24 protein-coding genes are annotated in these 21,890 nt (G+C 61.1%); 9 read left to right on the top strand and 15 right to left on the bottom strand.

What is annotated here, in order from left to right:
- Positions 1-70: 70 nt before the first annotated feature.
- The 7 genes from AACY49_RS09190 to AACY49_RS09160 form a co-directional block, all read right to left on the bottom strand.
- Positions 71-1,198: an AGE family epimerase/isomerase gene (locus AACY49_RS09190; protein ID WP_339523138.1), complete on the bottom strand. Its 1,128-nt coding sequence runs from the start codon at positions 1,196-1,198 to the stop codon at positions 71-73.
- A gap of 165 nt (positions 1,199-1,363) precedes the next feature.
- Positions 1,364-1,936, bottom strand: coding sequence for a HupE/UreJ family protein (locus tag AACY49_RS09185; protein ID WP_339523136.1), 573 nt, complete (start codon positions 1,934-1,936; stop codon positions 1,364-1,366).
- 28 nt (positions 1,937-1,964) lie between these two features.
- Entirely contained in the window at positions 1,965-2,579 is a 615-nt protein-coding gene (gene ureG / locus AACY49_RS09180) for an urease accessory protein UreG (protein ID WP_258697791.1), read from the bottom strand.
- Positions 2,580-2,602: 23 nt separating this feature from the next.
- Positions 2,603-3,277 (bottom strand): urease accessory protein UreF, encoded by a 675-nt coding sequence (locus AACY49_RS09175; protein ID WP_258697790.1) that lies wholly within the window; start codon positions 3,275-3,277, stop codon positions 2,603-2,605.
- Positions 3,274-3,774, bottom strand: coding sequence for an urease accessory protein UreE (gene ureE, locus AACY49_RS09170; protein ID WP_258697789.1), 501 nt, complete (start codon positions 3,772-3,774; stop codon positions 3,274-3,276). Before ureE ends, AACY49_RS09175 begins: the two co-directional genes overlap by 4 nt.
- 275 nt (positions 3,775-4,049) lie before the next feature.
- Positions 4,050-4,682 (bottom strand): TetR family transcriptional regulator, encoded by a 633-nt coding sequence (locus AACY49_RS09165; protein ID WP_258697788.1) that lies wholly within the window; start codon positions 4,680-4,682, stop codon positions 4,050-4,052.
- Between the two features lie 156 nt (positions 4,683-4,838).
- Positions 4,839-5,351 (bottom strand): hypothetical protein, encoded by a 513-nt coding sequence (locus tag AACY49_RS09160; RefSeq protein WP_339523129.1) that lies wholly within the window; start codon positions 5,349-5,351, stop codon positions 4,839-4,841.
- 386 nt (positions 5,352-5,737) lie between these two features.
- Here AACY49_RS09160 and AACY49_RS09155 point away from each other — a divergent pair, with 386 nt between their 5' ends.
- On the top strand, positions 5,738-7,813 hold the full coding sequence (locus tag AACY49_RS09155) for an AsmA family protein (protein ID WP_339523127.1): 2,076 nt from the start codon (positions 5,738-5,740) through the stop codon (positions 7,811-7,813).
- Between the two features lie 35 nt (positions 7,814-7,848).
- Here the strand turns inward: AACY49_RS09155 and AACY49_RS09150 are convergent, their stop codons facing one another.
- Entirely contained in the window at positions 7,849-8,805 is a 957-nt protein-coding gene (locus AACY49_RS09150; protein WP_339523125.1) for a LysR substrate-binding domain-containing protein, read from the bottom strand.
- A 109-nt stretch (positions 8,806-8,914) separates the two neighbouring features.
- Here AACY49_RS09150 and AACY49_RS09145 point away from each other — a divergent pair, with 109 nt between their 5' ends.
- From AACY49_RS09145 to AACY49_RS09135, 3 genes are all read left to right on the top strand, one after another.
- On the top strand, positions 8,915-9,553 hold the full coding sequence (locus AACY49_RS09145; protein ID WP_339523123.1) for an FMN-dependent NADH-azoreductase: 639 nt from the start codon (positions 8,915-8,917) through the stop codon (positions 9,551-9,553).
- Positions 9,554-9,859 carry a DMT family transporter gene (locus AACY49_RS09140; RefSeq protein ID WP_258697783.1) on the top strand — a complete coding sequence of 102 codons (306 nt, stop codon included), beginning with the start codon at positions 9,554-9,556 and terminating at the stop codon, positions 9,857-9,859.
- Positions 9,860-9,968: 109 nt separating this feature from the next.
- A complete protein-coding gene (locus AACY49_RS09135; RefSeq protein ID WP_339523120.1) occupies positions 9,969-10,859 on the top strand; it encodes a triacylglycerol lipase in 891 nt (296 codons plus the stop codon).
- A 103-nt stretch (positions 10,860-10,962) separates the two neighbouring features.
- Here AACY49_RS09135 and AACY49_RS09130 read toward each other — a convergent pair whose 3' ends face one another.
- A complete protein-coding gene (locus tag AACY49_RS09130; protein WP_339523118.1) occupies positions 10,963-11,838 on the bottom strand; it encodes a DMT family transporter in 876 nt (291 codons plus the stop codon).
- A gap of 98 nt (positions 11,839-11,936) precedes the next feature.
- On the opposite strand from AACY49_RS09130, the gene AACY49_RS09125 reads away from it, so the two are divergent.
- From AACY49_RS09125 to AACY49_RS09115, 3 genes are all read left to right on the top strand, one after another.
- Positions 11,937-12,725 (top strand): AraC family transcriptional regulator, encoded by a 789-nt coding sequence (locus tag AACY49_RS09125; protein WP_339523116.1) that lies wholly within the window; start codon positions 11,937-11,939, stop codon positions 12,723-12,725.
- 72 nt (positions 12,726-12,797) lie between these two features.
- Positions 12,798-13,103, top strand: a complete 306-nt coding sequence (locus AACY49_RS09120; RefSeq protein WP_339523114.1) for a PsiF family protein — start codon at positions 12,798-12,800, stop codon at positions 13,101-13,103.
- Positions 13,104-13,222: 119 nt separating this feature from the next.
- On the top strand, positions 13,223-14,236 hold the full coding sequence (locus tag AACY49_RS09115; RefSeq protein WP_339523112.1) for an AI-2E family transporter: 1,014 nt from the start codon (positions 13,223-13,225) through the stop codon (positions 14,234-14,236).
- Positions 14,237-14,358: 122 nt separating this feature from the next.
- Here the strand turns inward: AACY49_RS09115 and AACY49_RS09110 are convergent, their stop codons facing one another.
- A complete protein-coding gene (locus AACY49_RS09110) occupies positions 14,359-15,633 on the bottom strand; it encodes an Hsp70 family protein (RefSeq protein WP_339523110.1) in 1,275 nt (424 codons plus the stop codon).
- Between the two features lie 297 nt (positions 15,634-15,930).
- Between AACY49_RS09110 and AACY49_RS09105 the strand changes: the two genes are divergently transcribed.
- Together AACY49_RS09105 and AACY49_RS09100 are read left to right on the top strand one after the other, a co-directional pair.
- A complete protein-coding gene (locus AACY49_RS09105) occupies positions 15,931-16,878 on the top strand; it encodes a DnaJ C-terminal domain-containing protein (RefSeq protein WP_258697776.1) in 948 nt (315 codons plus the stop codon).
- A 24-nt stretch (positions 16,879-16,902) separates the two neighbouring features.
- Positions 16,903-17,208 (top strand): chaperone modulator CbpM, encoded by a 306-nt coding sequence (locus AACY49_RS09100; protein WP_258697775.1) that lies wholly within the window; start codon positions 16,903-16,905, stop codon positions 17,206-17,208.
- Between the two features lie 123 nt (positions 17,209-17,331).
- Here the strand turns inward: AACY49_RS09100 and AACY49_RS09095 are convergent, their stop codons facing one another.
- From AACY49_RS09095 to AACY49_RS09075, 5 genes are all read right to left on the bottom strand, one after another.
- The gene (locus tag AACY49_RS09095; RefSeq protein WP_339523108.1) at positions 17,332-18,459 is read right to left on the bottom strand and encodes a sensor histidine kinase; all 1,128 of its coding nucleotides are present in this window, start codon (positions 18,457-18,459) and stop codon (positions 17,332-17,334) included.
- Positions 18,460-18,679: 220 nt separating this feature from the next.
- Entirely contained in the window at positions 18,680-20,380 is a 1,701-nt protein-coding gene (gene ureC / locus AACY49_RS09090) for an urease subunit alpha (RefSeq protein WP_339523107.1), read from the bottom strand.
- 126 nt (positions 20,381-20,506) lie between these two features.
- Positions 20,507-20,815, bottom strand: a complete 309-nt coding sequence (locus AACY49_RS09085; protein ID WP_008011171.1) for an urease subunit beta — start codon at positions 20,813-20,815, stop codon at positions 20,507-20,509.
- A complete protein-coding gene (locus tag AACY49_RS09080) occupies positions 20,815-21,348 on the bottom strand; it encodes a GNAT family N-acetyltransferase (RefSeq protein WP_258697772.1) in 534 nt (177 codons plus the stop codon). The genes AACY49_RS09085 and AACY49_RS09080 overlap by 1 nt, the downstream gene beginning before the upstream one ends.
- Positions 21,349-21,353: 5 nt before the next feature.
- Positions 21,354-21,887: a GNAT family N-acetyltransferase gene (locus tag AACY49_RS09075; protein ID WP_258697771.1), complete on the bottom strand. Its 534-nt coding sequence runs from the start codon at positions 21,885-21,887 to the stop codon at positions 21,354-21,356.
- Positions 21,888-21,890 lie beyond the last annotated feature (3 nt).

Genomic DNA, 21,890 nt, shown 5'->3' with positions numbered 1-21,890 from the left:
ATGCAACTGACAAAACACAAGGGCTGCTGCGCAGCCCAACGGGGGCAAAAGCCCCCTCGCCACAAAAAACTCAGCCGAGATACTCGGCCAACCCGCGATAACAGGTTGCCAAGTGATAAGGCGTGGTCGAAGGCATGTCCTTGCGGCTCACTTCGCCATGCTCATCGCGACACTCATACCAACCGCCCCCATGCAGAAAGCGCTGTTGCAACGCCTGCAATTGGTGCTGCACCGATGCTTCGCTGCCCGGGCGCAAGGTCAGGGCGCGCAGATATTCGGCCTGGGCCCAGATGCGTTGGGTCGCGTCGCGTGGGCGGTCGTCCAGTTCCAGCATCGCTCGCACAGCACCGGTCTGCTGATCGACACCTCGTTGCTCGGTGAGCGCAAACGCGCGTTCCAGCGAGGTGTGCAGTTTCGAGCCACGCAGCAGCGGTGAGGATTGCAGCAGGAAATACCATTCGAACTGATGGCCCGGCTCGAACCAGTTATCCACAGCCCCCAGCGGTTTCTCCATCAGCACCGCGTGTTGCGGATCGATGAAGCGTTTCTGCATGGCTGTGCATAACTCGACGAGCGCGCCTTGCACAGCAGCGTCTTCGCGCACCGAAAGGGTGGCGAGGAAGGCTTCGGCCAAATGCATCAAAGGATTCTGCAGCGGCCCGGATTCGAGCGAGGACCAGTCACGGTCCAGGCTGGCTTCGTACAGGCCGTCGCCCGTGGCGAAACGTTGCGCCACAACTTCCAGCGCGGCGTTGAGCACCGACTCCACCAGCGGTTCGCGGACCTTGCTCCAGTAATGAGCGCAGGCGAACAGGATGAAGGCGTGGGTGTAGAGGTCTTTGCGTTGATCCAGCGGCGCACCTTGCGGGTCGATGCTGTAGAACCAGCCGCCATGCTCGGCATCGTGGAAATGCCGCTGCAAGGAACGGAACAGCGCCGCCGCACGTTCTTCGGCCTGGGGCACTTGGCCGATCAGGCTGGAAAACAGATACAACTGCCGCGCGCAGGCCATGGCCCGGTAGCGCTGAGGGGGCAGCGGTCGATGTTCGGCGTCCAGCGCTTCAAAAGGCAATGCCATGTCGGCGTTCCAGCCGGGGCCTTGCCAAAGCGGCACGATCACGTTCTGGAAGTGCTGTTGCACCGAGGCGAACAGGGCGGTCAATTCAGGCTGGGAAGCAGAGCGGGAAACAGGCGGCATTGGCTGGCGTCGTCACGGCAGGGGCGATTGCGCGACATGGTAGCAGAGAGGCAGGCCCGAGAGACGCGGTGTCTGTCAGGCCGCCTTCGCGAGCAAGCCCGCTCCCACACTCGATCTGTGGCAGCGGGCTTGCTCGCGAAGAGGCCAGAACAGGCGATAAAAAAGTCAGCCTGCCAACAACCAGACCCCGGTCGCCGCCGAAGCCGCACCGGCCAGCCGAACCAACGGAGCGGCCGCTTGAGGCAGCACTCGAACCACCGCATAACCCGTTGCATGCAAAGCCGCCGTCGCCACCACAAACCCCGCCGCGTACACCCAGGGACTGGACATGTCCGGCAATTCCAGGCCATGCGCCACGCCGTGGAACAGCGCGAACAACGCGGTCGCAGCCACCGCCAGGCTCAATGGTGGACGCACCGCCAAAGCCACCGCCAGGCCCAGTGCCAATACCGATGCCGCTATCGCGCTTTCCAGCGCCGGCAGGTTCAGTCCTTCAAAACCCAGCAAGCCGCCGATCAGCATGGTGCCAACAAACGTGCACGGTAGTGCCCAGCGCGCAGCACCTTTCTGCTGCGCCGCCCACAACCCTACGGCAACCATCGCCAGCAAGTGATCGAGGCCGCCGATCGGGTGGCTGATACCGGCCATCAAACCATTGTCGCCATGGCCCGGATGAGCGAAGGCAATGGCTGGAGTCAGCAGCAGGGCCATGGCGCCCAGAATGCGTTTCAGTGTCATGGATAAGCTTCCTTGTTGATAAGTGTGGTCAGGCCGCAGTCAGCAGACCCTGGCGTTCGATGAAGGCGATGATCGCTTCCAGGCCCTGGCCGGTTTTCTGGTTGCTGAAGACGAACGGTTTGCCGTTACGCATGCGTTTGGTGTCGCTGTCCATCATCTCCAGCGACGCGCCCACCAGCGGCGCGAGGTCGATCTTGTTGATCACCAGCAGGTCGGATTTGCAGATCCCCGGCCCGCCCTTGCGCGGCAGCTTGTCGCCGGCCGAGACGTCGATCACGTAGATAGTGAGGTCGGACAGTTCCGGGCTGAAGGTCGCCGAGAGGTTGTCGCCACCGGACTCCACCAGAATCAGGTCCAGCCCCGGGAAGCGCCGGTTCAGTTGATCCACGGCTTCAAGGTTGATAGAGGCGTCTTCGCGGATCGCCGTGTGCGGGCAGCCGCCGGTTTCCACGCCGATGATCCGCTCCGGCGCCAGGGCTTCGTTGCGCACCAGAAAGTCGGCGTCTTCGCGTGTGTAGATGTCGTTGGTCACGACGGCGAGGTTGTAGCGTTCACGTAGAGCCAGGCACAGGGCCAGGGTCAGGGCGGTTTTGCCGGAACCGACCGGGCCGCCGATGCCGACGCGCAGAGGTTGTGCGTTCATGTGATTCTCCAAAATAAAAGGCCCTAGGAACGGAACAGACGGCTGTACTGGCGCTCATGGGCCATGCACGCCAGGGACAGGCCGAAAGCGGCGCTGCCAACGTGTTCGGGGTTGATTCGGGTGGCGTCTTGCTGCGCCTGTTGCAGCAACGGCAGCAGCTCACTGGTCAGGCGCTGGGCGGCTTGCTGGCCCAGGGGCAGGGTTTTCATCAGCACCGCCAATTGATTTTCCAGCCAGCTCCAGAGCCAGGCGGCCAGCGCATCTTGCGGGCTGATTTGCCAGGCGCGGGCCGCCAGAGCCCAGCCGAGGGCCAGATGCGGTTCGGGGCGTTGGTCGAGGAAAGCACGGGCTGGCGCATCCAGTTCCGGCAAGCCGTTGAGCAATTGCTGCAGCGAATAGCCCATCTGCCGACTTTCCTGATGCAACTCGCGGGTTTCGCGGCTGGCGCGATGCTCTTCGCAGCGTTGCAGCAACTCGTCCCAGTTTTCTTCGGACGCGGCGGTGCAATGGGCGAGTAGCAATGGTGCTTCGAAACGGGAGAGGTTCAGCAACAACTGATCGCTGATCCAGCGTCGCGCGCTGTCGGGATCGTTCACGCGGCCGTTATCCACAGCCATCTCCAAACCTTGGGAATAGCTGTAGCCGCCGATCGGCAGCTGCGGGCTGGCCAGACGCAGCAGCGCCCAGGCCGGGTTCATAAGCGCACGCCGAACTGGTGCAGTTTCGGCGGGTAGTTGAAATCCTCGTCGCCGTGTCGCGAGTGGTGGTGGCCGCCGCCGTAGGCACCGTGTTCTGGCTGGAACGGTGCTTCGATGTTTTCGGTCTTGGCGCCAAGCTGTTCAAGCATGGCCTTGAGCACGTAATCGTCGAGCAGGCGCAACCAGCCGTCGCCGACTTGCAAGGCCACATGGCGGTTGCCCAAGTGATAGGCGGCGCGGGTCAGTTCGAAGGCGTTGGCGCAGGTGACGTGCAGCAGTTGTTCGGGGCGAGCGCAAACGCGAACGACGCGCCCGTCTTCGGCTCGCAGGCATTCGCCGTCAAACAGTGGCGGCTGACCGCGCTCCAAAAACAACCCGACGTCTTCACCCTCGGCACTGAAACAGCGCAAGCGGCTTTTGCTCCGGGCTTCGAAGGTCAGGTGTAACTCGGCGGCCCAGACGGGTTGAGGGTCAATTCTGCGGTGAATCACCAGCATCGGAAGGCTTCCAGCAATAGACGATGTTGTAGCTAGAGCAAGGGGCTTGCCAATCGGGTGAGACGCGGGAAATGCCTGTCAGAGCGAAGAGGGAGACGCAGAGTGTTGCAGGGGGTTGATTGAAGTTGGTGCGAGAGGGTTTTCGGCGCACCAAAATGCGGCGCGATTAACGGTGTGGGAGGGGGCGTGCTCGCGAAGGCGGTGTGCCAGGCAACATTGATGTCGACTGACACTCCCTCTTCGCGAGCAAGCCCGCTCCCACAGGGGGGAATTGTTTACTCGGTACTGCCGAGTCCCTGCCAATGCTTCAAGCCAATAAAGATAAACCGCAACTGCTGGGTAATTTTCGCCTGCGGCGTCAGATGCTCCGGCAACGCCTGCGCTGGTGGATCGATAATGTCCGGCAAGGTCGCGAACACGCTTTTGACGATCAGGTCCGCCATGACGCTCAGGCCGGCAATGTCCAGATGCTGCAGTTTCGGCATCAGCGCCAAGTCGGCCGCCAGGTCCGAGCTGATGTCTTCGCGCAAGCGGGCGATGGCCAGGCGCACCGGCAGCGAACCGCCGTACTGCTCGCGGGCCAGAAACAGGAATTGCGAACGATTGGCCGTGACCACATCGAGAAAGATCCGCACCGAGGCATCGATGATGCCGCCCATGACGAACTCGTTATGGCGCACCAGGCGGATGGTTTCGCGGAAGGTCTGACCGACTTCGCTCACCAGCGCCAGGCCCAGCTCATCCATGTCGGCGAAATGCCGGTAGAAACCGGTGGGGACGATTCCGGCGGTTCTGGTGACTTCCCGCAGGCTCAGGCTGCCGAATCCTCGGCCGCTTTCCATCAGGTGGCGGGCAGCGTCCATCAGGGCGTTGCGGGTCTGTTGTTTCTGTTCGGCGCGGGGCAGCATCGCAAGAGTGTTTTCTGGACAGGGACAGCGGCGCACTCTAGCAAATCGGCTTCGCTGGCGTCGAACGACTATCGGGGGATTGCGCGGGGAAATTCGGCTTCTATAAAGTCAAAAGCCCAATCCGGGGATTGGGCTTTTTTCAGGGCCACCATGGGCTTAGCTCACAGCGCTGTTGCGTTCGATCATACGGTCACCACCGCCTTCAGCCAGGGTTTGGCCTTGAGGGGTGCGATCGGTACCGTCAGCGGCCAGGGTTTGGCCTTGTGGGGTGCGGTCGGTACCGTCAGCGGCCAGGGTTTGGCCTTGTGGAGTGCGATCGGTACCGTCAGCAGCCAGGGTTTGGCCTTGTGGGGTACGGTCGGTACCGTCAGCAGCCAGAGTTTGGCCTTGTGGGGTACGGTCGGTACCGTCAGCGGCCAGGGTTTGGCCTTGTGGGGTGCGGTCGGTACCGTCAGCGGCCAGGGTTTGACCTTGTGGGGTACGGTCTGAGCCATCTTGAGTGATCAGGCCTTTTTCTTTCAGGCGATCATTACCGCCTTCGGCAACGGTTTGGCTGAACACCGAGTGGCTGTCTTTGACTTGTGGAGTGGCCTGATCAGCGGCCGGCAGAGCAAAAGCGGTGCTGGCTAACATCGAGAGGGTCAGGCTAAGCAGTAATTCGCGTTTCATGATGGGTTGCTCCTTGGGAGGGCGATAAAGTGGGTACGAGGGCAATGCTACTCTCGATAAGTCGATGTAAAAGTTCATAAACGCAATGGTAATAATCAACGGAATTGATTGTTCCGTCGAAGCGCTCTAGAACGGGCGTTGCCGACGAACGTTTTTGCGCTGATGTGGGTATTTTCGACTCACTCGTGCAGCACAAAAGTGCGGGTCTATAACGCCGGATGAGGGAGCAGTGTGGCCACGACCGATTATTTGAGTGTTAAACGGCTATGCGGTTAAACCTGCACGCCATTTCCCAGTCCTAGATGTCATGGCAGGCCGGTTCTGGCCTAACGTTTCATAGGTGCGTCGCTGTCCGGGCGCTCAGTCGTATTCAGGAGCCCTGTGCAATGACGCGCACTCGTAAAATGTTTGCCTGGACCTTCGCCAGCCTCGTTGTCCTGCTGGCCGTTCTGGTACTGATCATCGCGTTCTTCGATTGGAACCGGATCAAGCCGCCCCTGAACGCCAAAGTGTCCGAAGAACTGCATCGTCCGTTCGCCATCAATGGCAACCTCGCGGTGGTCTGGCAGCGCGAGCCCGACGAGGGCGGCTGGCGGGCCTGGGTGCCGTGGCCACATGTGGTGGCCGAGGACCTGAGCCTGGGCAGCCCGGACTGGTCGAAGCGACCGCAGATGGCCACCCTCAAGCGCGTAGAACTGCGCATCTCGCCGCTGGCCTTGCTGACGCAGCGGGTGGTGATCCCGCGCATCGATTTGACCGAGCCCAATGCCGACCTGCAGCGTCTGGCCGACGGCCGCGCCAACTGGACGTTCAAGTTCGATCCCAAGGACCCGAACGCCGAGCCTTCACACTGGGCGCTGGACATTGGTGCCATCGGCTTCGACAAGAGCCATGTCACGCTCGACGACCAGAGCCTGAAAACCCGCCTCGACTTGCTTATCGATCCGCTGGGCAAGCCGATTCCGTTCAGTGACATCGTCGGCGACAAAGCGGCGAAAACCGCGCTTGAGAAGGGCGGTTCGCCGCAGGATTACGCGTTCGCGTTGAAGGTCAAAGGCCAATACCACGGCCAGAATCTGGCCGGCCAAGGCAAAATCGGGGGGTTGCTGGCCTTACAGGATGCCACCAGGCCGTTCCCGCTTCAGGCGCAAGTGAACATCGCCGACACCAGCGTCGAGCTGGCCGGCACGCTCACCGATCCATTGAATCTCGGCGCCCTGGATTTGCGCTTGAAACTGGCCGGTGCCAGCCTGGGCAATCTCTATCCGCTGATCGGCGTGACGCTCCCGGATACTCCGCCGTACGCCACCGACGGGCACTTGACCGCCAAGCTGCATGAACCGGGCGGGGCGCTGTACCGTTATGAGGACTTCAACGGCAAGATCGGCGAGAGTGACATCCACGGCAACCTGGCTTATCTCGCGAGCCAGCCAAGGCCCAAACTCAGCGGGGCGCTGGTGTCCAATCAACTGCTGTTTAGCGACCTGGCCCCGCTGATCGGCGCCGACTCCAATGCCAAGCAAACGGCCCGTGGCGGTGAAAGCAAGCAGCCGACAGACAAGGTGCTGCCGGTCGAGGAGTTCAAGACCGAACGCTGGCGCGCCATGGATGCCGACGTTGAGTTCACCGGCAAGCGCATTGTTCACAACGAAAAACTGCCGTTCAACGATCTCTACACACATCTAGTGCTGACGGATGGCGTGCTCAGCCTCGAGCCCCTGCGTTTCGGTGTGGCCGGCGGCAACCTGGATGCGCAGATTCGTCTGAACGGACGTACCGAGCCCTTGGAAGGCCAGGCCAAACTGACCGCGCGCAAGTTCAAGCTCGAGCAGCTATTTCCCACCTTTGATCTGATGAAAACCAGTTTCGGTGAACTCAATGGCGACGCCGACCTTACCGGACGGGGCAACTCGGTGGCCAAATTGCTGGGCACTGCCGATGGCAATCTGAAAATGCTGATCAATGATGGCGCGATCAGCCGCGAACTGATGGAACTGGCGGGATTGAACGTCGGCAACTATGTGGTCGGCAAAATCTTTGGCGACAAGGAAGTGAGGATCAACTGCGCGGCGGCCGATTTCGACATCAAGAGTGGGCTGGCGACCACGCGGCTGTTCGTCTTCGATACCGAGAACGCGATCGTCTACATCGATGGCTCGGCGAACATGGCGACCGAGCAACTGGACCTCACCATCAGCCCGGAATCCAAGGGTTGGCGTTTGATTTCGCTGCGTTCGCCGCTGTATGTGCGGGGCAAATTCATCAAGCCGGATGCGGGTGTGAAAGCGGTGCCATTGATGTTGCGTGGGGCGGGGATGGTGGCATTGGGTGTGATTGCCGCGCCAGCGGCGGGCTTGCTGGCGCTGATAGCGCCCAGCGCGGGTGAGCCCAATCAATGTGCGCCGTTGCTGGAGCAGATGAAGGCCGGGAAGGCGCCGGTGACGGTTAAGCCAACCCGGTAATCCGTTGGCGTCTGTTATGACGCTTTCGCAGGCGCCTACAGGGAAATGAGTTCTCCTGTAGGCGCTGCCGCAGGCTGCGATCTTGGCAATAGACCCGACAACCGAGCTTCCTCCTGCAACCACGCAAAGAATGCCCGCACCGGCGGATGCCGTTCACGGCCCGGCACGCATAGCGCGCTGTATCCGGCCCCGTCGACCTGAATACCACCCCGATAAGCCACCAGCAAACCGCTGGCCACACTTTCCGACACCAGAATATTGCTCGCCAGTACCAGACCTTGCCCGGCGATGGCGGCTTGCAGCGCGTAATGCTCTTCGTCGTATTCGCGCACCAGCGGTTGCCCGGCCAGCCAGGTTTCGCCGGACTGCGCGCACCAGGCCTCCCAGCCGTGGGCGTAAAGCTTGGAGTTGTACCAGCGCACGCTGATCAGGGTCGGTACCCGACGGGCTGCCAGGGCCGCTTGTTCAGGCGAGCCATAGACCCCGAAGGATTCGTCGAACAGGCACAGCCCATACAGGTTCGGGTAATCGTCGAGGCTGTAACGCACCACCAGATCGACACTGGCGTCCTGATGCAAATCGATGACTTCGCAGTGAGTGTCCAGCCGCAGGCTGATGTTCGGATGGCGGGCGTAAAACCGGCCCAGCCTTGGCACCAGCCAGAGGGCCGCGAAGGCGGCCGTGGTGGAGACCGTCAGGCTCGTGCCGCTGCGTTGCGGGCGCAAGGTATCGACACTTTGCGCCACTTCCAGCAGGGCGCCGTGCAGGCTGCGGAACAGCCGTTCGCCGCTCTCGGTGAGGCGCACCTGCCGTGGCAGTCGTTCGAACAGCGGCACGCCGAGCCAGTTTTCCAGGGAGCGGATCTGGTGGGAAACCGCCGTCGGCGTCACGGAGAGCTCTTCGGCGGCGGCCTTGAAACTCAGCAGGCGCGAGGCGGATTCGAAGGCCCGTAGGGCGGTCAGCGGTAACGAGGCAAACATTTGAAACTCCATGGGTGAAATAGATTCACCCAAACTGATTTTTGCTCATTTGAATAGACGCGGCTGCCAGCTTCAAGCTGCGAGCCACAAACAGTTAGAGTTTAGTCTTCAGGAGATTCAGATGAGCAGAATTCTTGCCATTCACGCCAGCCCCCGTGGCGACCGTTCCCATTCACGACGTTTGGCCGAGGTGTTTATTTCGGCCTGGCAGGTCCGCAACCCGCAGTCGAAACTGACTCGCCGTGAAGTCGGTCGGGCGTTGATTCCACCCGTCAACGAAGCCTTCGTAGCGGCCGCTTTTCATCCAGAGCCGCAAGCGCGACCGCTGTCGATGCAGGCCGACCTGGCACTCAGCGATGAATTGGTGGGGGAGTTGCTCGGCCATGATCTGTTGGTGATTTCCACACCGATGTACAACTTCAGCGTGCCCAGCGGCCTCAAGGCCTGGATCGACCAGATTGTGCGGCTCGGGCTGACGTTCAATCACACCCTGGACAACGGCGTCGCTCAGTACGAACCACTGGTGCGAGGCAAGAAAGCGTTGATCGTCACCAGTCGCGGCGGATTCGGCTTCGGGCCGGGTGGTGAGCTGGAAGCGATGAACCATGCCGATCCGTTGCTGCGCACGGCGCTGGGGTTCATCGGCATCACCGACATTACGGTTGTCGCCGCCGAGGGCGAAGAGTCTGCCGAGCGTACTTTCCAGGTTTCCGTGGCCGAGGCCGAGCAGCGTTTGCTGGCGCTGGCCAGGGAGTTGTAGATGGCCTGGCTGTTCTTGCTGATCGCCGCCGGGTTCGAAGTCACCTTCGCCATGGGCATGAAGTACGCCGAAGGCTTCTCCCGGCTTTGGCCCTCGGTGATCACCGTGGTGGCCGCGGTGGGCGGGATTTACTTTCTGACGCTGGCCATGCGCGAGTTGCCGGTGAGCATCGCCTACCCGATCTGGACTGCCATCGGTTCGCTGGGCACGGTGTTCCTCGGTTTTGCGCTACTCGGTGAAAGCCTGACCATGCTCAAGCTGGTGTCGGTCGGGCTGATTGTGGCAGGCGTGGCAGGGTTGAAGTAGGGTGGCTGTCATAGACGGGTCGTCGAGTTGTCATCTTGGGTGACGATGCTTGGCTGATGCCTTGCATCCAGCCTCGCTTCATCTCACCGCTCACAAGGATTGTTCATCCATGTCGCAAGGTTCCGCCACGCGTTACCCGTTGGTGCTGGTCCCGGGGATGCTCGGGTTTATCCGTCTGCTGCTCTACCCCTATTGGTACGGCATTATTTCGGCGTTGCGCCGGGATGGGGCGACCGTGATCGCGGTGCAGGTCTCGCCGCTCAATTCCACGGAGGTACGCGGCGAGCAATTGCTGGCACGGATCGAGGAGATTCTGCGCGAAACCGGAGCCGGGAAGGTCAATCTGATCGGCCATAGCCAAGGCTCGTTGACCGCCCGTTATGCCGCGGCAAAACGCCCGGACCAGGTGGCGTCGGTGACCTCGGTGGCCGGCCCCAACCATGGCTCGGAGTTGGCGGACTACCTACATGAAAATTATCCGGCTGACAGCGCCAAAGGCCGGCTGCTCAGCTTTTTGCTGTGGCTGATCAGCGCGTTGATGTGCCTGCTGGAAACCGGTTATCGGGGGCCGAGACTGCCGGTGGATATCGAGGCTTCGCACCAATCGCTGACCACGGCAGGCGTGGCGCTGTTCAATCAGCGTTATCCACAGGGGTTGCCTGACACTTGGGGCGGGCAGGGGCCGGAAGAGGTTAACGGCGTGCGTTATTACTCCTGGTCCGGGACTTTACAGCCGGGCAAAACCGATCGCGGGTGCAACCTGTTCGACGGGACCAATCGCAGTTGCCGGTTGTTTGCCACAACCTTTGTGCGTGAAGCGGGGCATTGCGACGGGATGGTCGGGCGTTACAGCTCGCATCTGGGGACGGTGATTGGTGATGAATACCCGATGGATCACTTCGATATCGTCAACCAGTCGCTGGGGTTGGTGGGCAAGGGCGCAGAGCCGGTGCGGTTGTTTGTCGAACATGCGGCGAGGTTGAAGGCGGCCGGGGTTTAGCCCCTTGTGGCGAGGGAGCTTGCTCCCGTTGGGCTGCGAAGCAGCCCCATATATTGCGACCGCTTTGCGCTCGAGCGGGAGCAAGCTCCCTCGCCACAAATGGTTACGCACGCCCCAGCACGGTGGTCCACCGCTCCGACAAAATCACCCCACCCAATGTCAGCACTCCACCCACCAGGTGATACAGCGCCAACTGCTCATGCAGCACCACCGCCGCAATCAGCGCCGTAATCAACGGCAGCAAATTGAAAAACAGCGTGGTCCGGCTCGGCCCCAGGCGCACCACGGCCTGCATCCACGCCAGCGGCGCAAGCATCGAGGCCAGCAGGCACGCGTAAAGCACCAGTGGAATGTTGTGCAGGGTCGGGCCGATTTTCGGTGAGGCAAGGAACAACGGAAACAGCACCACCACCGCGACCAGCACCTGCAAATACAGCAACACCAGCGGCGGCAAACGCAGCTGCCATTTTTTCAACAGGGTGCTGTAAACCGCATAAGCCAGCGTGGCGATCAGCATCATCGCGTCGCCCAGGTTCACCCCATGCTCCAGCAATGCGCCGAGGCTGCCGGACGACACCACCACCAAAACACCGGCAAACGACAACACCGCACCGGCCAGTGCGCCGGCGGTCAGGCGTTGGCCGAGGCTGACCATCGCCATGGCCAGCGACATCAACGGCATCAGCGACAGAATGATCCCCATGTTGGTGGCCGACGTCAGCGTCGCGGCGAAGTAGGCCAGGCTCTGATAAACCGCCATGCCGAGCACACCAAGGATGAAAATCCTGCTCAGGTTCGGGCGGATCGCCGGCCAGTGGCTAATCACCGGTTTAAGCATGAAAGGCGTGAACAGAATCCCGGCCAGCAGCCAGCGGTAGAAACCGATTTCGGCGGGGAAGATCGCGCCGACCGCGAGTTTATTGATCACGGTGTTGCCGGCCCAAATGAAAATGGCCAGCAGGGGATAAGCGTATTGCATCGGAAAAAAGCCAGAATGTTAATGAAGGGGGATTATCCGTCTGTCTGTATCAAAGCCTATACTTCAATCCAGACAACCTGCCTCTGATTCCGGACAGCATGAACAGCAAACACATCGATCTGCTGGATTTCAGCGAACTGCCGTCAGCAGTGTATTTCCGCTACGCCGACTTCAACGCCCACGAATACGCCGCGCCTCACCGGCATCCGTGGGGCACGCTGGAGTACGCGGCCCATGGTGTGTTGCACATGGATGTCGACGGCAGCCGTTTCATGTCGCCGCCGCAATACGCGGTGTGGGTGCCGCCCGGGACCGAGCACAGTTTCTATAGCAATCAGCCGATCAACTATCGCGCGGTCTGCCTGGCGCCGATGCTGTGCCGTGATCTGCCGCAGCAGGCCTGCACCCTGGCGATCAGCGACATTCTCAAGGCGATCCTGAAAGACTTCGCCGCCCGCGATGTGAAAATTCCCGAGCACGACGCGGACAAGCGTCTGGCTCAAGTGCTGGTGGACCAACTGCAACAGGCGCCGATGCAAGAGTGTTACTTGCCCTACGCCAGCAACCCCGGGTTACTCGGTATTCTGCAAGCCCTGCAGGCCGCCCCCGGAGACAACCGACCATTGGCGGATTGGGCCGCGAACATTCATGTCAGCGAGCGCACGCTGGCGCGGCAGTTTGTCCGTGAATTGGGCATGAGCTTCGGGGAGTGGCGGCAACGGTTGCGGTTTCTGGCGGCGATCGAAGCGCTGGACAGCCACCGTAACATTCAGGAAATCGCCTTCGACATGGGTTACAGCACCGGCTCGGCGTTTATCGCGATGTTTCAGCGCCAGGCCGGGTGTACGCCGGAACAGTATCGACGCAGCCACCTCGATAGCAGGTGAACGTGTAACAGGCTTTGTCTACACTTCAGAGCGAGGCCGCACCCATCGGTGCGGTAACAAGGAGAAAACTCCATGAAGATGTTGCGTGCCCCGTTGTTGTTGATCGGTTTGTTGCTCTGCTCCCAGGGTTTCGCCGCCACTGCCCAACAGAACAAGATGACCACCTGCAATGCCGACGCTACCGCCAAGAGCCTCAAGGGCGACGAGCGCAAAGCCTTCATGAGCACTTGCCTCAAAGCCGCGCCGGCCGCCGATGCCGCCAAACCCATGACACCTCAACAGGAAAAGATGAAAACCTGCAACGCCGATGCCGCTACCAAAGCCCTGAAGGGCGATGCGCGCAAAGCGTTCATGAGCGAGTGCCTGAAGAAAAAATAAGCAGGGAGGTCAGATCGGGACGCTTTGTGGCCGGTAAGGTCGACCGATACAATCCCTAGTGCTCGCCCCGGAACGCTGGCAGACTGCCAATCCTTTTACGTCGTTCGTTTTGAGGCTGTATGTCAGCGTTTTCTCAGCGTCACGTTCTGTTGCTCATCAGTTGGGTCATCATTTTTGGCGGTTTGCTGCTGGTGATCCCTCTGCGATTGCTGCCCAGTCTGCTGGCCGGGTTGTTGGTGTTCGAACTGGTCAACATGCTCACGCCGCAGTTGCAGCGGCTGATCGAAGGTCGGCGTGCGCGCTGGCTGGCGGTGGCGTTGCTGGGGACATTAGTGGTCAGTGTGCTGGCACTGATCTTTGCCGGTGCGATCAGTTTTCTGTTGCACGAGGCGGAAAACCCCGGCGCTTCTCTCGACAAATTCATGGTCGTGGTCGACCGCGCGCGCGGGCAGTTACCGCCGTTCATCGACGCTTATTTGCCCGCCAGTGCCGCCGAGTTCCGGGTGGCCATCGGCGAGTGGATGAGCAAGCATCTCAGCGACTTGCAACTGGTGGGCAAGGACGCGGCGCACATGTTCGTGACGTTGCTGATCGGTATGGTGCTGGGGGCGATCATCGCCTTGCAGCGCGTGCCGGACCTGACCAAACGCAAGCCCTTGGCCGCGGCGTTGTTCGACCGTTTGCACCTGTTGGTCCAGGCGTTTCGCAACATCGTATTCGCACAGATCAAGATTTCGCTGCTCAACACCTTTTTCACCGGGATTTTCCTCGCGGTGATCCTGCCGATGTTCGGGATCAAGCTGCCACTGACCAAAACCCTGATCGTGCTGACCTTCCTGCTCGGCCTGCTGCCGGTGATCGGCAACTTGATGTCGAACACCTTGATCACCATCGTCGGCTTGTCGCTGTCGATCTGGGTGGCGGTGGCGGCACTGGGTTATTTGATCTTTATCCACAAGCTCGAATACTTCCTCAACGCACGCATTGTCGGGGGGCAGATCAGTGCCAAGTCGTGGGAGTTGCTGCTGGCGATGCTGGTGTTCGAAGCCGCGTTCGGCCTGCCGGGGGTGGTGGCGGGGCCGATTTACTACGCGTATCTGAAGAGTGAGTTGAAGCTGGTGGGGATGGTGTAACCCCGCCGGATCGTTCCCACGCTCTGCGTGGGAATGCATCCCGTGACGCTCCGCGTCACAGCCTCAACAGCGGACGCAGAGCGTCCATGGCGGCATTCCCACGCAGAGCGTGGGAACGATCATTATGCGAGGGTGCCGTAACGCTTCATCGCCTCGATCGCCAACCCGCTACCGATGCTGCCGAAGATGTTCCCCTCAACATGCTGCGCGTTCGGCAACATGGCCGAGATGCTGTTGCGCAGCGCCGGAATCCCGCTCGAACCGCCGGTGAAGAACACCGTATCCACCTGATCGACCCGTACATTGGCGTCGTTCAGCAATTGGGTCACGCTGTTGCGCACCCGCTCCAGCAAGTTGTCGATGGCCGATTCGAACAGCGCCCGGGTCAGTTCCACGCTCAAACCGGACTCGATGCGATCCAGCGGCACATGGCGGCTGTCGGCGTGAGTCAGCTGGATCTTGGTTTCTTCCACTTCCATGGCCAGCCAGTGCCCGGCGCGCTGGTCGATCAGCTTGAACAGGCGATCGATGCCGCCAGTGTCTTCGATGTCGTAACGCATGCTGCCCAGGGCCAGGGTCGACTTCTGCGAGTACACCGAGTTGATGGTGTGCCAGGTCGCCAGGTTCATGTGGTGGCTGGTGGGCATGTAGGCGCCGCTCTTCATCCGGCTGCCGTAGCCAAACAGCGGCATCAGGCCTTGCAGGCTCAGCTGCTTGTCGAAATCGGTCCCGCCGATGTGCACGCCACCGGTGGCGAGGATGTCGTCGTGACGGTTGTCGTGGTTGCGGCGCTCAGGCGACAGGCGCACCAGCGAGAAGTCCGACGTACCACCGCCGATGTCGACGATCAGTACCAGCTCTTCCTTTTCGATGGTCGACTCATAGTCGAACGCCGCTGCGATCGGCTCGTACTGGAACGAGACGTCCTTGAAGCCGATGGCGCGGGCCACGTCCACCAGGGTGTTTTCCGCTTCCTGGTCGGCCAGTTCGTCGTCATCGACGAAGAACACTGGGCGGCCCAGCACCACTTCCTCGAACTCCCGACCGGCGTCGGCTTCGGCGCGCTTTTTCAGCTGACCGATGAACAGCCCGAGCAGGTCCTTGAACGGCATCGCCGTGCCGAGGACGCTGGTGTCGTGCTTGATCAGCTTGGAGCCCAGCAGGCTCTTGAGCGAGCGCATCAGCCGGCCTTCGTAACCTTCCAGGTACTCGTGCAGCGCCAGTCGGCCGTACACCGGGCGGCGTTCTTCCATATTGAAGAAGACCACCGAGGGCAGGGTGATCTTGTCGTCCTCCAGCGCGATCAGCGTTTCCATGCCGGGGCGCAGCCAGCCGACGGTGGAGTTGGACGTGCCGAAGTCGATACCACAGGCACGGGCTGGAGATGCGTTTTTCATGTCTTTCAAGTTCCGGTTAAAAAACGGCCGCGCAGTGTATGCCAGTGCGGCGAAGATTCGAAGGCCGACTATCTGTTAAATCGCAGCGGTCAGCGCTTGAAAGATGGTCCATCACCCCCAAACTTCCCTGCATAGACTTGGCAACCCTTGGGGCGACTGCAAGAACCGCGCCCTGCTGCCGATAAACTTCTGATGCGCTGCCCGGTCACAAAGTTGAGATTGGTCAATCCAGACGCTGCAAACAAGAGCATGCTGTACCGAGCTGCGCGATTTCGATAATGGATGGTGATTCCCTCGATGGACTTCAAAGACTATTACAAGATTCTCGGTGTGGAACCGACCGCGGACGATAAGGCGATCAAGGCCGCCTATCGAAAGCTGGCGCGTAAATACCACCCCGACGTCAGCAAGGAAAAGGATGCCGAGGCCAAATTCAAGGACGCGTCGGAAGCCTATGAAGCGCTGAAAAGCGCCGACAAGCGCGCCGAATACGACGACTTGCGCAAATACGGCCACCACGGCCAGCCCTTTCAGGGCCCGCCGGGTTGGCAGAGCCGCGGTGGTTTCGGTGGTGGTGGTCAGGACACGGGCGATTTCTCGGACTTCTTCAGTTCGATCTTCGGCAACCGTGGTCCGGGTTTCAATGGTGGTGGACGGTCGGGCCATAGCGCCGGACGTCGAGGGCAAGACGTGGAAATGGAATTACCGGTTTTTCTGGAAGAAACCCTCTCGACCGAATCGAAGAAGGTCAGCTTCCAGGTGCCGCAGTACAACGCTGCCGGCCAGCATGTCAGCAACACCAGCAAAAGCCTGAACGTGAAGATCCCTGCCGGCGTAGCCGACGGCGAGCGCATCCGCCTCAAGGGCCAGGGGGCTCCGGGCATTGGCGGCGGGGTCAATGGCGACCTGTACCTGACCATTCGTTTTGCGCCGCACCCTAAATTCGATGTCGAAGGCGAGAACCTGATCATCACCTTGCCGCTGGCACCGTGGGAGCTGGCGCTGGGGACCGAAGTCGCGGTGCCGACCCTGACCGGCAAGATCAACCTCAAGGTTCCGGCCGGCAGCCAGAATGGCCAGCGCATGCGCGCCAAGGGCCACGGTTTGCTGCACAAGGCCGGCCACCGTGGCTACCTGTTCGTGCAGCTCAAGGCGGTGATGCCGAAAAAACTCGACCATGACGTCAAAGAGTTGTGGGAGGAGTTGGCGAAAAAAGCCGCTTTCGATCCGCGAGAGAACTTTTGATTCAAAGATAAGGAGTAGCCAATCATGAGCGACCCCGTGATCGTTCTATTGGACCTGGCAGAATTTTGCGAGGCGACCGAACTGTCGGACGTGCATGTGATCGAGATCGTCGAACACGGCATCCTTGAACCTCAGGGAGCCTTGCCCAAGGATTGGCGCTTCACCGATTATGAGCTGGCACTGGCCAAGCGCGCCGCCAAGCTGCGGCGCGATCTGGAGCTGGAATGGGAAGGCGTTGCCCTGGCGCTGGACCTGCTTGAAGAGGTCCGGCAACTGCGGGCCGAGAACCGCATGCTCAGGCAGCGGTTGGGGCGGCTGCTGATCGAATAGTCGTTCTGTGTTTTTGTATTGCCTTTGAGGACGCTTTCGCGAGCAAGCCCGCTCCCACATTCGATCGCATTCCCCTGTGGGAGCGGGCTTGCTCGCGAAGAACGATAACGGGGTCTTCCTGCCTCACACCTTCCTGGGCAACACCACGGTAAACAGCGTGCCATCGGTCTCATTGGAACTGACCTCGATCGTCCCTTGATGCGCATCAACCACTTCCTTGACGATGAACAGTCCCAGACCGAGGCTGGTGGTCGGCCCGCCGAGTTCTTCGTCGGCACTGCGTACCAGCGGATCGAAGATCGTGTCGATCGCCTCGGGCGGAATCGGCGTGCCGTCGTTATGCACTGTGAGCCGAACACTGTCCGCTTCGCCCCTGAGGGTCAGTTTGACCGCGCTGTGGTTCGAACCGTGCTGCAATGCGTTGCCGATCAGATTTTGCAGCATTTGATTGAGCCTTCGGCCATCCCACACACCTTGGGCATCGCCTTCGACGTTCAGTGTCGGATCGCATTGCGGACGAGCGGCGCAGGCTTGGGCAATCGCGTCACGCGTCGCCTCGGCAAGATCCATGGGCACCGGTTCGATCGGCAGGCGCTTGCCCAGGCGACTGCGGACCAGCTCGAGCAAATCGCTGACCATCACCGCCATGTGGCGGGTGCCACGTTTGATGTGGAGCGCACAGGTCAATGCGTCGCCCTCAAGGGTGGTTTTGCGCATCAGCATTTCGGTGGACATGCTCACTGCTTGCAGCGGTGCGCGCAGGTCATGGCCGAGGATCGCCAGAAAGATGTCCCGGGAACGATTGACCTGCTCGGCATACGCCGCGGTGGATTCGGCCAGGGCTTCGTCGATGGCTTCGTTGAAACGGATCATGTCCTGGAAATAGGCCAGATCCGGCGAGTCCAGGCTGTTGACCCACAAGCGGATCACACAGGCGCGCAGATGGCGGAACTCCGAGGTCATCTGCACCAGGTCGAAACCCACGGTATGCCGCAGCTCGCCGTGGTTGGCACCGGCTTCGTCCAGGCTCGGGGTTTTTTCCGGACCTTCGCCCCTGGCTTTTGCCAGTTGTTCACTGGCGGACTGAGGCTTGTTCATGTCCCGTGTGGCGGCCAGCAGGATCGCTTTTGCATGATCGCGCAGAGCCATGCTGTCCATGTTTTCGGCGGCGGGGGTAATGGTTTTGGCGAATTGCTCCCATTCATCGACGATACGGTCTACGTTCTGAACGATGAAATCACTGAGGCGCATGGGCGATTACCTGTGGAGCAAAGGGCGGGAGTCGCATCTTAGCCCCATATCAGTCGAGCGAATGCTCAAGCAGATGTGCGGGAGCTGTATGCATCTGTGGCGAGGGGGGGCCAAGGCAACCGAAATCCCTGTGGGAGCGGGCAGGCCCGCTCCCACAGGTTCCGCGCCTTAACTGACTGGCATCAGGGCAAGTTCCCTCGCCACAGGATTATCAGAAAATCTAGAACAGGAAGTAACGCTGCGCCATCGGCAACACATCCGCTGGCTCACACCAGAGCAACACGCCGTCGGCCTTGACCTGATAGGTCTGCGGATCGACATCGATGTTCGGCAGGTAATCGTTGTGGATCAGGTCGGTTTTCTGCACGTCGCGGCAGCCTTTGACCACGGCGATTTTTTTCTTCAGGCCCAGGGCTTCGGGCAAACCGGCTTCCTGTGCCGCCTGGCTGATAAAGGTCAGGCTGGTGGCGTGCAGTGAGCCGCCGTAGCTGGCGAACATCGGGCGGTAGTGCACCGGTTGCGGTGTCGGGATTGAAGCGTTGGCGTCGCCCATCAGGCTGGCCGCGATAGCACCGCCCTTGAGGATCAGCGTCGGTTTTACCCCGAAAAACGCCGGACGCCAGAGCACCAGGTCCGCCCATTTACCCACCTCGACCGAACCCACTTCATGGCTGATGCCGTGGGTGATTGCCGGGTTGATCGTGTATTTGGCGATGTAGCGTTTGGCGCGGAAGTTGTCGTTGCCTTCACCATCCTGAGGCAGCGGGCCCCGCTGTTTTTTCATCTTGTCGGCGGTCTGCCAGGTGCGCGTGATGACTTCGCCGACCCGGCCCATGGCCTGGCTGTCGGAGCTGATCATCGAGAAGGCGCCGAGATCATGGAGGATGTCTTCGGCGGCGATGGTTTCCCGGCGGATGCGGCTTTCGGCGAAGGCCACGTCTTCGGCAATGCTCGGGTCCAGGTGGTGGCAGACCATCAGCATGTCGAGGTGTTCGTCGATGGTGTTGCGGGTGAACGGCCGGGTCGGGTTGGTCGAGCTCGGCAGCACGTTGGTAAAACCGCAGGCCTTGATGATGTCCGGGGCATGACCGCCACCGGCACCTTCGGTGTGGTAGGTATGGATGGTGCGGCCCTTGAAGGCGGCGAGGGTGGTTTCGACGAAGCCCGACTCGTTGAGGGTGTCGGTGTGAATCGCCACTTGCACGTCGTACTGGTCGGCCACGGTCAGGCAGTTGTCGATGCTCGCCGGGGTGGTGCCCCAGTCTTCGTGGAGCTTGAGGCCGATGGCGCCGGCCTTGACTTGTTCGATCAACGGTTCCGGCAGGCTGGCGTTGCCCTTGCCGGTGAGGCCGATGTTCATCGGGAACGCATCGGCGGCCTGGAGCATGCGCGCCAGGTGCCATGGCCCGGAGGTGCAGGTGGTGGCGTTGGTGCCGGTGGCAGGTCCCGTGCCGCCGCCGATCATGGTGGTGACGCCGCTCATCAGCGCTTCTTCGATTTGCTGTGGGCAGATGAAGTGGATGTGGGTGTCGATGCCGCCGGCGGTGAGGATCATGCCTTCACCGGCGATGACTTCGGTGCTGGCGCCGACCGCGATGGTGACGTTCGGCTGGATGTCCGGGTTGCCGGCCTTGCCGATGGCCGCGATGCGCCCGTCCTTGAGGCCGACGTCGGCCTTGACGATGCCCCAGTGGTCGATGATCAACGCGTTGGTGATCAGGGTATCGACGACCTCGGCGGCCAGTAACTGGCTCTGGCCCTGGCCGTCGCGAATGACTTTGCCGCCGCCGAATTTCACTTCTTCGCCGTAGGTGGTGAAGTCCTGTTCCACTTCGATCCACAGCTCGGTGTCGGCCAGACGGACCGTGTCACCGACGGTGGGGCCGAACATGTCGGCGTAGGCCTGACGGGAAATCTTCATTGCAGTTCCTTCATTGATCGTTCCCACGCTCTGCGTGGGAATGCCGCCATGGACGCTCTGCGTCCGCCGTTATGTGACGCGGAGCGTCACGGGATGCATTCCCACGCAGAGCGTGGGAACGATCAGTCAGTCGAGGTCGCCCATGATCCGTCCGGCAAAGCCGAACACCCGGCGATGCCCGGCCAGGTCCACCAGCTCGACCTCGCGGCTCTGCCCCGGTTCGAAGCGCACGGCGGTGCCGGCGGGGATGTTCAGGCGCATGCCGCGGCTGGCGGCGCGGTCGAAGGTCAGAGCGTCGTTGGTTTCGAAGAAGTGGTAATGCGAGCCGACCTGGATCGGCCGGTCGCCGCTGTTGGCCACCTTCAGGCTGAGGGTGCGGCGGCCGACGTTGAGTTCGATGTCGCCGGGCTGGATCTGGTATTCACCGGGAATCATCAATGGGCTCCTTGGAGAATCTTGTAGTAAAGGGCAGTCGGTTTGTACTGGCCGTTCGGGTCGCAGGCGTAGTCGGGGATTTCGCCGGCGCGGGTGTAGCCCATCGCCTTGTAGAAGTCTTCGGCGGGGGAGCCGGCCTCGGTGTCGAGGTAGAGCATGCCGCGTTTGTGTTGGCGGGCAGCGAGTTCAAGGGCATGCATCATCTGTTGGCCCAGGCCGCGACGACGGGCGTGTTCACGCACCAGCAGTTTCTGCACTTCGGCGCGGTTCAACCCATTGGCTTTCTGGCACAACGTCAGTTGCACGCTGGCCTGTACCTGTTCGTCCTTGACCACCACCCAGAGCAGCACGTTGCCTTTGTTCAGGTTGTCCTGGACTTCATCGAAATAGGCTCGGGCCTGGGTGGCGTCCAGATCCGCCATGAACCCGACACTGGCGCCATAGCCGACGGCGTCGAGCAGCAAATCAATCAAACCCTGACGATAGTGCGCAAAGCTTTCAACGTTGACGCGGCGCAGTTGGGCGGCGTTCATGGGTATCACTCCTTGTGGGGACCGGGAGGCATTACGCCCGGGTCGAGAATCAGTTGCATGAAGGTCAGGTCCAGCCAGCGGCCGAACTTGGTACCCACCTGCGGCATTTGGCCGGTGACGACAAAACCGGCCCGATCGTGCAGCCGGATCGAGGCGCCGTTACCGCTTTCGATGGCGGCGACCATCACGTGTTTGTTGCAGCCTTTGGCGCGTTCGATCAGCGCTTCCATCAGGCGCGGGCCGAGGCCATTGCCGCGCTGGTCGTTGCGCACATACACCGAGTGCTCGACCGTGTGGCGGAACCCGTCGAACGGCCGCCAGTCACCGAAAGAAGCGTAGCCGAGTACGCTGTTGTCGCCGTCGACGATCACCAGCACCGGATAACCCTGGGCTTGCCGGGCGCTGAACCAGGCCTGGCGGTTGCCCAGGTCCACGGCCTGTTCGTTCCAGATCGCCGTGGTATTGAGCACGGCGTCGTTGTAGATATCGCGGATCGCTGGCAGATCGGCGTGCAGCGCATCGCGGATGTGGAAAGTCATGGC

The sequence above is a fragment of the Pseudomonas sp. EL_65y_Pfl2_R96 genome (assembly GCF_963970905.1).
Taxonomy (GTDB): domain Bacteria; phylum Pseudomonadota; class Gammaproteobacteria; order Pseudomonadales; family Pseudomonadaceae; genus Aquipseudomonas.
The sequence above is the reverse complement of the archived record's forward strand: the minus strand, read 5'-3'. Positions and strand labels throughout refer to the sequence as shown.

Coding starts and splice junctions, on each gene's coding strand:
- AACY49_RS09190 (WP_339523138.1), bottom strand. CDS start 1,198: ATGCCGCCTGTTTCCCGCTCTGCTTCCCAGCCTGAATTGACCGCCCTG.
- AACY49_RS09185 (WP_339523136.1), bottom strand. CDS start 1,936: ATGACACTGAAACGCATTCTGGGCGCCATGGCCCTGCTGCTGACTCCA.
- ureG (WP_258697791.1), bottom strand. CDS start 2,579: ATGAACGCACAACCTCTGCGCGTCGGCATCGGCGGCCCGGTCGGTTCC.
- AACY49_RS09175 (WP_258697790.1), bottom strand. CDS start 3,277: ATGAACCCGGCCTGGGCGCTGCTGCGTCTGGCCAGCCCGCAGCTGCCG.
- ureE (WP_258697789.1), bottom strand. CDS start 3,774: ATGCTGGTGATTCACCGCAGAATTGACCCTCAACCCGTCTGGGCCGCC.
- AACY49_RS09165 (WP_258697788.1), bottom strand. CDS start 4,682: ATGCTGCCCCGCGCCGAACAGAAACAACAGACCCGCAACGCCCTGATG.
- AACY49_RS09160 (WP_339523129.1), bottom strand. CDS start 5,351: ATGAAACGCGAATTACTGCTTAGCCTGACCCTCTCGATGTTAGCCAGC.
- AACY49_RS09155 (WP_339523127.1), top strand. CDS start 5,738: ATGACGCGCACTCGTAAAATGTTTGCCTGGACCTTCGCCAGCCTCGTT.
- AACY49_RS09150 (WP_339523125.1), bottom strand. CDS start 8,805: ATGGAGTTTCAAATGTTTGCCTCGTTACCGCTGACCGCCCTACGGGCC.
- AACY49_RS09145 (WP_339523123.1), top strand. CDS start 8,915: ATGAGCAGAATTCTTGCCATTCACGCCAGCCCCCGTGGCGACCGTTCC.
- AACY49_RS09140 (WP_258697783.1), top strand. CDS start 9,554: ATGGCCTGGCTGTTCTTGCTGATCGCCGCCGGGTTCGAAGTCACCTTC.
- AACY49_RS09135 (WP_339523120.1), top strand. CDS start 9,969: ATGTCGCAAGGTTCCGCCACGCGTTACCCGTTGGTGCTGGTCCCGGGG.
- AACY49_RS09130 (WP_339523118.1), bottom strand. CDS start 11,838: ATGCAATACGCTTATCCCCTGCTGGCCATTTTCATTTGGGCCGGCAAC.
- AACY49_RS09125 (WP_339523116.1), top strand. CDS start 11,937: ATGAACAGCAAACACATCGATCTGCTGGATTTCAGCGAACTGCCGTCA.
- AACY49_RS09120 (WP_339523114.1), top strand. CDS start 12,798: ATGAAGATGTTGCGTGCCCCGTTGTTGTTGATCGGTTTGTTGCTCTGC.
- AACY49_RS09115 (WP_339523112.1), top strand. CDS start 13,223: ATGTCAGCGTTTTCTCAGCGTCACGTTCTGTTGCTCATCAGTTGGGTC.
- AACY49_RS09110 (WP_339523110.1), bottom strand. CDS start 15,633: ATGAAAAACGCATCTCCAGCCCGTGCCTGTGGTATCGACTTCGGCACG.
- AACY49_RS09105 (WP_258697776.1), top strand. CDS start 15,931: ATGGACTTCAAAGACTATTACAAGATTCTCGGTGTGGAACCGACCGCG.
- AACY49_RS09100 (WP_258697775.1), top strand. CDS start 16,903: ATGAGCGACCCCGTGATCGTTCTATTGGACCTGGCAGAATTTTGCGAG.
- AACY49_RS09095 (WP_339523108.1), bottom strand. CDS start 18,459: ATGCGCCTCAGTGATTTCATCGTTCAGAACGTAGACCGTATCGTCGAT.
- ureC (WP_339523107.1), bottom strand. CDS start 20,380: ATGAAGATTTCCCGTCAGGCCTACGCCGACATGTTCGGCCCCACCGTC.
- AACY49_RS09085 (WP_008011171.1), bottom strand. CDS start 20,815: ATGATTCCCGGTGAATACCAGATCCAGCCCGGCGACATCGAACTCAAC.
- AACY49_RS09080 (WP_258697772.1), bottom strand. CDS start 21,348: ATGAACGCCGCCCAACTGCGCCGCGTCAACGTTGAAAGCTTTGCGCAC.
- AACY49_RS09075 (WP_258697771.1), bottom strand. CDS start 21,887: ATGACTTTCCACATCCGCGATGCGCTGCACGCCGATCTGCCAGCGATC.